The 12,911-nt window shown below is 47.4% G+C and carries 8 protein-coding genes; 5 read left to right on the top strand and 3 right to left on the bottom strand.

All coding sequences use genetic code 11. The features are described from left to right. Positions 1-12: 12 nt before the first annotated feature. Positions 13-765 carry a methyltransferase domain-containing protein gene (locus AC5ZC7_RS17100; RefSeq protein ID WP_496157697.1) on the top strand — a complete coding sequence of 251 codons (753 nt, stop codon included), beginning with the start codon at positions 13-15 and terminating at the stop codon, positions 763-765. A 173-nt stretch (positions 766-938) separates the two neighbouring features. Here AC5ZC7_RS17100 and AC5ZC7_RS17095 read toward each other — a convergent pair whose 3' ends face one another. Together AC5ZC7_RS17095 and AC5ZC7_RS17090 are read right to left on the bottom strand one after the other, a co-directional pair. After that, positions 939-3,863: an FAD-linked oxidase C-terminal domain-containing protein gene (locus AC5ZC7_RS17095; RefSeq protein ID WP_496157698.1), complete on the bottom strand. Its 2,925-nt coding sequence runs from the start codon at positions 3,861-3,863 to the stop codon at positions 939-941. Positions 3,864-3,949: 86 nt separating this feature from the next. Beyond that, complete coding sequence (locus AC5ZC7_RS17090) at positions 3,950-4,843, bottom strand: DUF72 domain-containing protein (RefSeq protein WP_496157699.1); 894 nt, start codon at positions 4,841-4,843, stop codon at positions 3,950-3,952. Positions 4,844-5,191: 348 nt separating this feature from the next. Between AC5ZC7_RS17090 and AC5ZC7_RS17085 the strand changes: the two genes are divergently transcribed. The 3 genes from AC5ZC7_RS17085 to AC5ZC7_RS17075 are packed head-to-tail and all read left to right on the top strand — an operon-like array spanning position 5,192 to position 9,405. Continuing rightward, positions 5,192-6,607 carry a glycogen/starch synthase gene (locus AC5ZC7_RS17085; protein WP_496157700.1) on the top strand — a complete coding sequence of 472 codons (1,416 nt, stop codon included), beginning with the start codon at positions 5,192-5,194 and terminating at the stop codon, positions 6,605-6,607. Between the two features lie 43 nt (positions 6,608-6,650). Next, the gene (locus AC5ZC7_RS17080; protein WP_496157701.1) at positions 6,651-7,922 is read left to right on the top strand and encodes a glucose-1-phosphate adenylyltransferase; all 1,272 of its coding nucleotides are present in this window, start codon (positions 6,651-6,653) and stop codon (positions 7,920-7,922) included. A gap of 13 nt (positions 7,923-7,935) precedes the next feature. Further along, the gene (locus AC5ZC7_RS17075) at positions 7,936-9,405 is read left to right on the top strand and encodes a glycoside hydrolase family 130 protein (protein WP_496157702.1); all 1,470 of its coding nucleotides are present in this window, start codon (positions 7,936-7,938) and stop codon (positions 9,403-9,405) included. Between the two features lie 498 nt (positions 9,406-9,903). On the opposite strand, the gene AC5ZC7_RS17070 is transcribed toward AC5ZC7_RS17075, so the two are convergent. After that, positions 9,904-10,905, bottom strand: a complete 1,002-nt coding sequence (locus tag AC5ZC7_RS17070; RefSeq protein ID WP_496157703.1) for a glycosyltransferase — start codon at positions 10,903-10,905, stop codon at positions 9,904-9,906. Between the two features lie 264 nt (positions 10,906-11,169). Between AC5ZC7_RS17070 and bshC the strand changes: the two genes are divergently transcribed. Further along, the gene (gene bshC, locus AC5ZC7_RS17065) at positions 11,170-12,762 is read left to right on the top strand and encodes a bacillithiol biosynthesis cysteine-adding enzyme BshC (protein ID WP_496157704.1); all 1,593 of its coding nucleotides are present in this window, start codon (positions 11,170-11,172) and stop codon (positions 12,760-12,762) included. Positions 12,763-12,911: the final 149 nt, after the last annotated feature.

Here is a 12,911-nt window from a genome sequence, read left to right as displayed (position 1 = left end):
AACTTCAGTATCATGAAAAATACCGAACGTTTTAGTACCAGGGTAGATAACTATGTAAAATACCGGCCACATTATCCGGTGGCTATTATTCCTTACCTGGCTGCTGCTACGGGTTTAACCCGCGCAACGATTGTGGCCGATATTGGTGCTGGTACCGGCATTTCTGCCCAGCCCTTCCTCGATAACGGGAATAAGGTATATGCCATAGAACCCAATACAGAAATGAGAGAGAAGGCCATACAACTGTTACAACGTTATCCCGGGTTTACTGCACTCGCCGGGTCTGCAGAACATACTACCTTACCTAGTGCTTCCGTAGACCTCGTTGTAGCCGGCACCGCTTTTCACTGGTTCGATCAAACCGCCACGGCAGCAGAATTCCGGCGTATTGGCCGTAAAGATGCTTCAGTGGCGCTGATGTGGAATGTACGGCAGGCGGAGTTACCCTTCGAGAAAGGTTATGAAAAACTGCTGCACCAGTTCGGTACGGACTATAAAGATATGCAACACAGAAACGTTGGGGCGTCACAGTTAGCCGGCTTTTTTCAGCCGGGTACCATGCAGGAAAAAGTGTTTCAGAACGCACAGATCTTCGATTTTCCTGCGCTGAAAGGCAGGTTGCTGTCGTCGTCCTACGCACCGGAGAAAGGCCACCCGGTATATGAAGACATGATAAAAGCGCTCAAAGATTTGTTTGAGAAGTACCAGGAACAAGGCATGGTGAAGTTTCACTATGAAACCATGTTATATACGGGGAGAGTATAGCGGATATTGTCTTGTCCAGGATTAAACTGATTATACTGATTCTTTCATTTGATTTTATAAGATGATGGGAGATCGAAGCTGGTATATCCGCTTCGGTCTCCCATCATCTTTTTTAATCCTTTAAAATATAATCAGTATAATCAGTTTAATCCTGGACAAGACAATATCCGCGTTTATGCCAGACTGTTATACAATATCTCTACCGGATGCAAGGCTTTCACGCCGGTGCCATCTTTTACCTGGTGACGGCAACTGGTGCCAGGCGCAGCAATGATGGTGCCTGCTGCGGCATTACGTACGGCTGGGAACAGTACCATTTCACCTATTTGCATACTCAGGTCGTAGTGTTCTTTTTCGTAGCCAAAAGAACCTGCCATACCACAACAACCGGAAGGGATCACCTCCACGGAATAGTTCTGTGGTAATGATAACATCTTTTTGCTGTGCAATGCGGAAGACAACGCCTTCTGCTGGCAGTGGCCATGCAATTTGATATGTTGTTTGTTGCTGGTAAACTGAGCGGCGGTGATATGTCCTTTATCTGCTTCTGCTGCCAGGAATTCATCGATCAGGTATACATGTTTCGCCAGCGCTTTGGCAGATGTACGCAGGTTTTCCCGTACCAGGTCGGGATACTCATCGCGGAAACTTAAGATGGCAGAAGGTTCTACCCCAAGCAAAGGCACATTTTCATTGATAACGTTGCTGAATATACGCACATTGCTTTCCGCATAGTCCCTCGCTTTCCGCAGTAATCCTTTCGACATATAAGCACGGGCGCTTTCCGGGTGCTCAATCATTTGTACGTCATAGCCCAGGCGGTGCAACAGTTGTACAGCTTTGATGCCAATAGCAGTATCGTTATAGTTGGTGAATTCGTCGCAGAAAAGGTATACTTTTTTGTTGCCGGTAGCGCCTTGTTTTTCTTTGGGCCATTTTTCGTTGAACCATTTCCGTAAGGTAGTGCTGTAAAGGCCTGGTAAAGAGCGTTTGGCGGCAAAGCCGGAGAATTTACGGATGATGCCACCCGTAAAATTGTTATTGATCATCGCATTATATACCCCTGGTGCAATAGCGGCCAGTGAGGATAATTTGGAATAGTTCCCGATCATTTTTGCGCGCAGGGGTACGCCGTTGGCATCGTAGTAATGCTGGAGGAATTCCATTTTCAGTTTGGCCATATCCACGTTGGACGGACATTCAGACTTACATCCTTTGCAGGCCAGGCACAGATCCAGTACTTCGTAAATTTCTTTATGATCGAAGCGGTTTTCTTTGTGGCTATGTGTCAGGAATTCGCGGAGTATATTGGCCCTGGCGCGGGTAGTATCTTTTTCATTCCGGGTAGCCATGTAGCTGGGGCACATGGTACCACCGCTCAGTTGTGTTTTGCGGCAGTCGCCAGAACCGTTGCACTGTTCGGCATGTTGCAACATGGTTTGCTGCGGGAAATGGAAGATAGTATTGATTTCCGGTACCTTTTGGCCCGGTTCGTAGCGCAGCATGCTATTCATAGACGGTGTGTCTACGATTTTGTTGGGATTGAAAATGTTTTCGGGATCCCAGGTATATTTAATTTGCCGCAGCAGTTCGTAGTTTTTGTCGCCCACCATTTGTTTAATAAACTCTCCGCGCAGTCTGCCATCGCCATGTTCACCGCTGAGGGAGCCATGATACTTTTTAACGAGGGTAGCAATTTCTTCGGCAATTTTACGGAACAAGAGGTTGCCTTCTTCCGTTTTCAGGTTGATGATAGGGCGGAGGTGTATTTCACCACTGCCAGCGTGGGCATAGTGAACGGCGTAGAGTTTATATTGCTGCAGGATGGCGTTGAAGTCGCGGATGAAGTCCGGCAAATCTTCTACGGCTACGGCGGTATCTTCAATGACCGGTACGGCTTTCTCATCGCCGGGGAGGTTGCTGAGCAGGCCCAGACCTGCTTTGCGGAGCGCCCATATTTTTTTGCTGTCGTCGCCGAAGAGGAGGGGGAAGTGGTATCCCAGTCCTGCGGCGCGCAGCGTAGCTTCCAGCCGGCCGGCAATTTCTACTACTTCTTCGCGGGTATTGCGGCAAAACTCTACTACGAGAATGGCGCCGGGATCGCCTTGGACGAAGAAGCGGTTTTTACTTTGTTCGATGTTGTCTTTGGTACATTCCAGGATGTAGTGGTCAATCAGCTCGCTGGCGCTGGGTTTGTAGTCCATTACCAGGATGTTGGCGCGGAGCGACTCATCGATATTATTGAAGTGGATGCAGATCAGGCCTGTTTCTTTGGGAGGCACGGGATCTACATGCAGTTTTATTTCTGTGAGAAAGGCCAGGGTGCCTTCAGAACCGGCGATCAGCTTGCAGAAGTTAAAGTCTTCCGTGCCGGCGGTGAAGGGATTGGTTTCCAGCAGCATGTCTACCGCATAGCCGGTATTGCGGCGGGGAATGCTTTTCTTCGGAAACTCTTTCCTGATTTCGGTTTGGTAGTTATGATTGCTAAGGCTGCTGCGGATTTGCTGGTAGATTTTTGTTTCCAGTGTATCGGGGCCTTCGCATTTCTGGTGGAAGGTTTCGGCGTCCATGCTGCCGAAGGTTACTTCTTCGCCGTTGCTCAGCAGGGCTTTTACTTCCAGCAGGTGTTCGCGGGTGCTGCCGTATACCACGGAGTTGGAGCCGCAGGAGTTGTTGCCCACCATGCCGCCTATCATGGCGCGGTTGGCGGTAGAGGTTTCCGGACCAAAATAAAGGCCGTGTGGTTTGAGGAACATGTTCAACTCATCGCGGATCACGCCGGGTTGTACGCGTACCCAGCCTTCTTCTTTATTCAGTTCCAGTATATTGGTAAAGGTGCGGGATACATCGGTAATGATGCCGTTGCCAACTACCTGTCCGGCCAGCGAAGTACCAGCGGTGCGGGGAATCAGCGAGGTTTTATTTTCCCGGGCAAAGCTAATCAGTGTTTTCAGATCATCGATATGCTGTGGAATAGCTACTGCCAGGGGCATTTCACGATATGCCGACGCATCAGTGGCATAGAGTGTTCGCATGGTATCGTCTGTATAAAGCTTGCCTTCCAGTTGCTGGGCCAATTGCTCTAGCTTGTCGCGCATCATTTTAAGTACCGGTTTTGAAAGGGCGAAATTAATATTTCAGTCCGGCTTTTCTATGCCTTGTAATGTATTCGTCAAAAAAAGCGTTATTCTTTTACAAATTGGGGCTTTTTTACGTGGAGGCCACAAACGGCTTCCAGCTTATCGATCAGGTATACGGCCAGTTCCGGGGATTTGGCCTCATCGTGCATGTGCATGAAAAAGTATACTTCTTTCAAACCCATATCCAGCCAGTATTTGATGCGGTTGGCCCAGTCGTCGATCCGGGTATAGTCAGTAGGGTGGAGGCTATTGCCTACAAACCGGATGAATATTTTGGGAATGGTGAGGTGCATATGGGCTACATCCCGTCTGCCGGCGGTATCGGTGATGATGATGCCCACGTTGAGTTCCCGCAGCTTTTCAAATAATTCCAGTCGCACGGCTTCATCTTCGTACCAGGCTTTGTGCCGCAGTTCCACGAAGAATTGCAGGTCTTTCGGCAGGGAAGCGAGGTATTCGTATAGTTGTTCCCGTTTGGCCGGACCATATTTATCACTCAATTGTAAAAAGATGGGTCCCAGGTGTTTGCCGAAGGCCAGCACGCCTTCCAGGAAAGAGGTGGTTTTGTCGCCCGCGCTGATCAGGTTACTAAAATGACTGATGCTTTGGGGTACTTTAGGGCAAAACTTAAAGTCCATCCCGGCGGCTTTGGCGTCCCATTTGGAAATGGTGGCAGGGCCATAGATCTGGTAATGGGTGGCGTTCAGCTCTATGCTGTTAAAGTGTTTTACATATTCGCCGAGAAAGTCGGCTTCTTTGGTGCCTTTAGGATAAATTTTCCCGATCCATTCTTTCCGGCCCCATTTGGCGCAGCCCAGCCAGGCCTGAGGATTTTTAACGGGCTTGCCTTTTAATACCTGCTTATTAAAAACAGGTTCGGCAGGCAGCTTAAAATCGATCTCTGATAGTTCGGGGGTAGGAACACGACCAAAATCCATAACTGGTATGTTTAGAGGATGAACACATGACAATAACTACTACAAATATACCCCACGGATTTTGTCTGGGAGCAGGATTAAACTGATTAAGCTGATTAATTGATTATATTTTTTTGATTTTGAAAGATTTTGGAGATGTTCATGAATATATCTGTATATATTTTCCATATCTTTCAAAATCTTCTAAAATCAAAAAAAATAAAATCAGTCTAATCAGTTTAATCCTGCTCCCAGACAAAATCCGCGGAAATCATCTCCCTAAAAATCCACTATAAAATAAATTCTGCCCCGTCCTTTGTTTTCTTGTTTTTCCAGTTTAACTTAATAAAGCATTATCAATTATTTAGCATGGAGATTTTACACATTAGCGCGGAATGTTACCCGGTAGCCAAAGTAGGTGGACTAGGTGATGTGGTGGGAGCTTTGCCCAAATACCAGCACCAGTTAGGAAATTTTGCCAAAGTAGTGGTACCCGCCTACCGGACCAAGTATTATGATACCCACGAATTCGACGTGGTGCACCAGGCCGGTATGTGGCTGGGGCACGACTGGTATCATTTTAATGTATTGAAAGAACGTAGTAATGAGCTGGGATTTGACCTGTACCTTGTGGATATCCCCGGCTTGCTCGATACGCCCGGCGTATACGGATACTCCAATGATACCGAACGTTTCCTGGCCTTCCAGGTGGCGGTACTGGACTGGATCAACGAATGGCAGCACCAGCCGGATGTGATCCATTGCCACGACCATCATACCGGGTTAATCCCCTTCCTGATGGCCTATGGTTATAAATATGCCCGCTTAAAAGATATTCCTTCTGTACTTACCATTCACAACGCCCAATACCAGGGCCAGTTTGGATGGGATAAGCTATACCTGATTCCTTCTTTCGACTTATGGAAGTCGGGCCTGTTGGATTGGGGCGGCGCTATCAACCCCCTGGCCGCGGCTATTAAATGCGCCTGGCGGGTAACTACGGTATCTCCCGGTTACCTGGAGGAGTTGTTTGGAAATGCCAATGGCCTGGAAAGCCTGATTACCCAGGAAAAAGCCAAGATGGTAGGCATTCTGAATGGTATTGATACGCTGGTATGGGATCCGGAGTCGGACCAGATGCTGGTACAGAACTATGATATAGATACCGTAGATGCCGGCAAAAAAGAAAATAAGCAACGCCTCTGTGAGCGCTTCGGCCTGGATGCTTCCTTACCATTGATCTCTTTTATTGGCCGCCTGGTGGGCGACAAAGGCGCTGACCTGTTGCCGGAAATCATAGGACGCTCCCTGCATGAGCTGCCGGGAGAAGCCAACTTCCTGGTATTGGGCAGTGGAGATCCGCATATTGAGTGGTCATTACAACAAACCCGCCAGGTGGTGAGCTATGGTTTTAATGTACACATCGGGTACGATGAATCGTTATCCCATTTGATTTACGCGGGCAGCGACTTCCTGCTGATGCCTTCGCGGGTAGAGCCCTGTGGGCTGAACCAGATGTATGCCCTGCGTTATGGTACCGTACCCATGGTGCGTAGCACAGGTGGCCTGAAAGACACGGTTGTTGACTTTGGAGACAAGGATGGTGTAGGCATCCGCTTTAATCATGCCGGCGTTTGGGATGTTTGTTACTCCGTAAAAAGAGCCATAGAGTTATACCAGGACACGAGCCACCTGGAAGAAGTACGTTTACGGGGCATGAAGATTGATCATTCCTGGGGTAGTTCTGCACAACACTATGTAGACATGTACAGTAGCATGAAATAGTTTAGAATATTGAATGATGAAACATTAAAAACCAATTCCCATTATGACTAACGATGTAATATCCATTATTCTCGGAGGAGGGGCCGGCACCCGCCTGTATCCGCTTACCCGTCGCCGTTCCAAGCCAGCGGTGCCATTGGCCGGTAAATACAGACTGGTGGATATTCCCATCTCCAATTGTTTGAATGCTGAACTGAACCGCATTTTTGTACTCACACAGTTCAATTCGGCCTCCCTGAACAAACACATTAAGAACACTTATCACTTCAGCAATTTTGATAAGGGTTTTGTAGACATCCTGGCAGCGGAACAAACGCCTGATAACCCCACCTGGTACCAGGGTACAGCAGATGCCGTGAGGCAATGTATTCATCACATGGAGAATTTTGAGTTTGAGTATGTACTCATTTTATCCGGTGATCAGTTGTACCAGATGGATTTTAAAAAGATGATCCGCCACCATATTGACACGGGCGCGGAAATATCCATTGCCACTATTCCGGTAAGCGCAAGGGATGCTTCTGATTTTGGGATATTAAAGGAAGATGAGAAAGGCGCTATTGTTTCCTTTACGGAGAAGCCTTCCCAGGCGGTGCTACCGCCGTGGGCATCGGAAGTAAGCGAGGAAATGCAGAAAGAAGGCCGCGTTTACCTGGCCAGCATGGGTATCTATATCTTTAACAGGAAGGTACTCTTTGATATGCTCAATGACCAGCCCGAGGCCGCCGACTTCGGTAAACAGCTCATTCCACAGGCTATTGAAGCCCACAGAAGAATATTCAGCTACCAGTATGAAGGCTATTGGACAGACATCGGTAATATTGAATCTTTCTTCGAAGCCAATATAGGCCTCACGGACGAAATCCCGTTATTTAACCTCTTCGATGAATCACAGACCATCTACAGCAGGGCCAGAATGTTGCCTCCCGCCAAAATTTCGGGCCACATGGAGAAAACAATGATCGCCGATGGTTGTATTATAATGGCAAACCGGTTGGAAAGGGTGGTAGTAGGCATACGTACCCGCATCGGCAAAGGCTCTGAAATCAGCAATGCCTATATTATGGGAAGCGACTACTACCAAACGCTGGACGAAATTGAAAATGCAAAAGCTGCCGGACGCCCTACCATGGGCATTGGAGAGAATTGTATCATTAACAACGCTATCATCGATAAAAACTGCAGTATCGGAAACGGCGTACATATAAATGGCGGTAAGCATTTGGCAGACGGAGACTTTGAAAAATACACAGTCAAAGACGGCATTGTTGTTGTTAAAAAAGGTGTAGTCCTGGAAGACGGGTTCAGTATTTAACAAAACAGAAAACATGCGATTGTCAATAGAGCGGAAATCCACAAAGGTCTACCCTGACCTGAAACGCGTTGTGGCGAGATTTTTTTTTAACGGAGAGGCCAGGGCTAAATCTATTATCCAACAGGTGGCGGCGATGAGCGATGCTGAGGTTGACATAACGATTATGCCTATACTCAGGGAGTTTTCCCGTCGTCACCGGAATATTACCCGGATTTTTGAAAGACACGCAGACCGGCTACGGCACTTGTTTCCCAGCCTGCAAATTGATTATGAGGAGTGGTCACTGAAAAGGAAACTACTCGCCGGCTCCTTTTTCACCAACGAATACTCTATCGAATCCGCCGCTTTCTTCAACCCTTCTTTGATTGAAGATGTAGACCAGAGCGGTCTGGAAGAAGGACAGAAACGGGTAATCATGAGCTTTCGTGCAGTGGGGGAAGGACACGTATCTTCCATCGCTTTCAGATCCGGGATTGTGGACAAGAACAATGAAATATCCCTGATCGCTCCAGGCAATTACGTGGATGAAGCGGAGATTATCCGCAATTCCCTCTACCAGAAACATATATTTTTTCAAAATGCGGCCTCTATCCGCTTGCCGGATTCCGTGATGCAGGAAATACAAAGCAGTTTACCGGATCATTTCGAATACCAGGTACTCAAAAAAGTGATCCGCGAAACGCAGCAGCGCTTCCAGGTAGATCACCTCCTGAAAAAAGGCCTGGAAAGAGTGCTCTGGCTGGCGGACTCCTACTATGAACTGAATTTTTCACTGGACACGGACTTGTCGGACCGCGTTATTTTCCCTTATTCAGACGCAGAAAGCCGGGGAATTGAAGATGCCCGCTTCGTAAAATATACCAGCGAAAATGGCGGCGTTACTTACTACGCCACCTATACCGCCTACGACGGCATCACCATTCAGCCCAAGCTGCTGCAAACAAAAGATTTCTACAATTTCAAAATCATGCCACTGTATGGAGAAGGCGCGCAGAACAAGAACCTGGCGCTGTTTCCACGCAAAATAAACGGCAAATATGTAATGATCTCCCGTATAGATGGTATTAATGGATACATCATGTATTCAGATAAAATCAATATCTGGGAAAATCCGCAAATACTGCATACGCCCAAATATGCCTGGGAGTTTGTACAGGTTGGTAACTGCGGTTCCCCCATTGAAACACCGGAGGGGTGGCTCGTTATTACCCACGGGGTAGGGCCTATGCGTACCTATTGCATCGGCGCCAGCCTGCTGGACCTGGAAAATCCCAATATAGAAATAGGCCGTTTGCGGGAACCCCTGCTGATGCCCAACAAAGATGAACGCGAAGGATATGTTCCCAATGTATTATATTCCTGCGGCTCTATGATTCACAATGATGAGTTGATTATCCCATATGGCCTGTCGGACTACGCGTCCGGCTTTGCTACAGTCAACCTGGAGAAATTGCTGTCGCAGATAAAAGCGGACGGAGTGTAGAAATAGCATTTAGCCGTTAGCTTTTAGCTTTTAGCAAAATGCAGCGAAGATCATCAAATGTTGGTCTTCGCTGCATTTTGCTAAAAGCTAACAGCTAATAGCTAACGGCTAAATGCCGTTATACAAGGTCATATACGCGTCCGGCTTTGCTACAGTCAACCTGGAGAAATTGCTGTCGCAGATAAAAGCGGACGGAGTGTAGAAATAGCATTTAGCCATTGGCTATTAGCTTTTAGCAAAATGCAGCGAAGATCATCAAATGTTGGTCTTCGCTGCATTTTGCTAAAAGCTAAAAGCTAACGGCTAAATGCCGTTATACAAGGTCATATACGCGTCCGGCTTTGCTACAGTCAACCTGGAGAAATTGCTGTCGCAGATAAAAGCGGACGGAGTGTAGAAATAGCATTTAGCCATTGGCTGTTAGCTTTTAGCAAAATGCAGCGAAGATCATCAAATGTTGGTCTTCGCTGCATTTTGCTAAAAGCTAATAGCTAACGGCTAAATGCCGTTATACAAGGCCATATACGCTTCCACCATTTTTCCCGCACTGAATGTATTGTTGGCATGTAAATGACAATCGGCCCGTGTAATCAGGCTCAGGTCTTCCACGGCGGCAGTAGCCTCTCGCATATCATCTACGAGGAAACCTGTTTTGCGATCCAGGATTAGTTCCGGCATAGCGCCCCTGTTGAAGGCGATGACCGGGGTACCACAGTGCATGGCTTCTGCTACGCTCAGTCCGAAAGGCTCATTAAATCGAATTGGATGTAACAGCGCTTGTGCTTTGCCCAATAGTTCGCTGCGTTGCTGGCCCCCAACGGCGCCCAGGTAGCGGATTTGATCGCCATTTACATAAGGCTTTACTTTCTCCAGGTAATAGGCTTCATCCTGGATAATACCGGCTATAAGCAGCCGGCGATCCGTATGCAGGGCTATTTGTATGGCTTCATGGGTTCCTTTATCCGGATGAATACGTCCATAGTATAGAAGATAATCATCCGGGACAGGCTCAAACGGGAAGTCAGCGGGATTGATGCCATTATAAATGGTAGCCGCATAGTGGAGGCTGGGGTGCCGGTCAGCATTACTGATAGATACATAGCTGCATCTGTCGTTATAGCGTTGGTATACGGGTAATATTTTGGGAGATGAGAATCCGTGAATAGTAGTCACCATCGGCGTTTTGATCAACCGGGAATACGTGAGTGGAAGGAAGTCGAAATGATTATGGATGATGTCAAAGTCGCGCGCCTGTTCCATCAGGTAACTGATATGCATACACTCATTTACTTTCGCATCTGCATCCGGATCTTCTGCATAGCCTTTAGCACAGATGGCCGACAGATGCCCGGTCGTGACAGAATCGGCTGTGGCAAACAAGGTTACCTCCTGGCCCTTCGCCACTAATCCTTCGGCCAGGTTGCTGGCCATTTGTTCCCAGGGGCCATAATGCCGGGGTGGAGTACGCCATGCCACGGGTGCCAATATCGCTATTTTCATAATACACAGATTTCAATGAAAGTAATCGGCCATTCGGCCATCCATCCCATTACCTCTCCAAAACAAGCGCCAAAGACCCGATATTTCCGGTGCTATTCCCCTTTGTGGTACTCCTTTGCATGAAAGGACTCCCCTCTGAAAGATACCGGTCAACCATAAATTGACCAACCAATTAACTATTTACCTAACTTCGTACATTCAAAAATTTCGATGTATTGGCACTGCGTCGTTTTTTAATTGGTAATTTGTAATTCGCAACTCAATATGCTGGAGTATATTCCTTATGGGAAAACTGGTTACTTTAACCAGCTGGTAACAGATTTTTTAGCAGAGCATCCGCAGATAAGACCATTTTATACCTATTCTCCTGTACATCCGGACTTTGCAGCGGCTATTAAAGCCAGGCAAAATTTTGATACACCGAGAGCGGCCCTGGTAGCAGCGCTGAAAGCACAATACGCTTCGCTCGAACCCACAAAAGCAGTGCAGGATAATATCACCGCCCTGCTGCAACCCACTACTTTTACGGTATGCACCGCACACCAGCCTAATATCTTCACCGGCTATCTTTATTTCGCCTACAAAATTCTGCAAACCATCAAGCTTTGTAGTACCCTGAAGGAGCAATTCCCGCAGCATAACTTTGTACCGGTATATTATATGGGCAGTGAAGATGCCGACCTCGAGGAACTGGGCAGCATTTACATAGATGGTAAAACGATTACCTGGAATACCAGCCAGCAGGGCGCTGTAGGACGCATGCATCCCGAAGGACTGGAAGCTATGCTGGCAGAGGTAAAGAAAGCCGTTGGCTATGCCCCCTTTGCAGATGAGTTGATGGAATTATTCCGTAAGGCTTACCTCGAACATAGCAATATCCAGGAAGCTACGCTGTACCTGGTAGATGCCTTGTTTGGCCGCTTTGGACTCGTAGTATTGGTACCAGACAGCCCGGCTTTAAAACGTTTATACCTGCCCGTTATAAAGGATGAACTATTTAACCAAACTTCTTATGGCATCGTAAATAATACCCTGGAAAAGCTGACCGAGCATTATAAAATGCAGGCCAACCCCAGGGAAATAAATCTTTTTTATTTACAGGAGGGTATGCGCGAACGCATCGTGCGGGAAGGCGATCAGTGGAAAGTATTACACACCTCGTTGACTTTTACCGCTGATTCGCTGGAAGCTGAGCTGGAAGCACATCCCGAACGCTTCAGCCCTAACGTGATTTTGCGTGGTATGTTCCAGGAAACCATTTTGCCCAATTTGGCCTTCATTGGCGGAGGCGGTGAAATTGCCTACTGGTTGGAGTTACAGCAATTATTTGCCCACTACAAAGTACCATTCCCCATTTTGTTATTGCGCAATTCCCTGTTACTCACCGATGAGTTTTCCAGGCAGAGAATGCAGAAGCTGGGTATCAGTATCAACGAACTGTTTAAGCGCACGGAAGATATTGTCAACGACTATGTAAAGCAACATACCAATGCTTCGCTGGTGCTGAAAGACGAATACGCTGCCGTTGAACAGTTGTTTGATGCACTTGAAGCAAAAGCCCGCAGTATTGATGTAACACTGGTAGCAACTACCGGCTCCGAAAGAACGAAAGCATTGAAATCGGTCGGGAAGCTGGAGCATAAATTTTTGCGCGCAGAAAAGAAAAAGTTTGCATGGCAAACAGACCAGATCCGCCAGTTGAAGAATAAATTGTTCCCGGCAGCTTCCCTGCAGGAACGCAAAGAAAATTTGCTTCCCTGGTATGCTGCGGAAGGTCCGGCCTTCTTCGACCAGGTGTTGGCGGCTATCAACCCGGTCACTGATCAGTTTACCATTATGGATATCCCGGCAAAGTAGGCCACTACACTATACTATATTTGGAGGCACACAGCACCGCGGCATGCGGTGCTGTGTCGTTAATACGTAGCCGTTACAACTATAGCTATCATGTTATATATGCGAACGGGTACTGTGCAGTTTCGAACAGGTTACGTATAATTGTTATT

Source organism: Chitinophaga sp. 9-1-y (assembly GCF_059511905.2).
The sequence above is the reverse complement of the archived record's forward strand: the minus strand, read 5'-3'. Positions and strand labels throughout refer to the sequence as shown.

What these genes read in the sequence shown, in the direction of transcription:
- bshC (WP_496157704.1), top strand. Translation starts at nt 11,170, where the DNA reads ATGCTGGAGTATATTCCTTATGGGAAAACTGGTTACTTTAACCAGCTG.
- AC5ZC7_RS17070 (WP_496157703.1), bottom strand. Translation starts at nt 10,905, where the DNA reads ATGAAAATAGCGATATTGGCACCCGTGGCATGGCGTACTCCACCCCGG.
- AC5ZC7_RS17100 (WP_496157697.1), top strand. Translation starts at nt 13, where the DNA reads ATGAAAAATACCGAACGTTTTAGTACCAGGGTAGATAACTATGTAAAA.
- AC5ZC7_RS17080 (WP_496157701.1), top strand. Translation starts at nt 6,651, where the DNA reads ATGACTAACGATGTAATATCCATTATTCTCGGAGGAGGGGCCGGCACC.
- AC5ZC7_RS17090 (WP_496157699.1), bottom strand. Translation starts at nt 4,843, where the DNA reads ATGGATTTTGGTCGTGTTCCTACCCCCGAACTATCAGAGATCGATTTT.
- AC5ZC7_RS17085 (WP_496157700.1), top strand. Translation starts at nt 5,192, where the DNA reads ATGGAGATTTTACACATTAGCGCGGAATGTTACCCGGTAGCCAAAGTA.
- AC5ZC7_RS17075 (WP_496157702.1), top strand. Translation starts at nt 7,936, where the DNA reads ATGCGATTGTCAATAGAGCGGAAATCCACAAAGGTCTACCCTGACCTG.
- AC5ZC7_RS17095 (WP_496157698.1), bottom strand. Translation starts at nt 3,863, where the DNA reads ATGCGCGACAAGCTAGAGCAATTGGCCCAGCAACTGGAAGGCAAGCTT.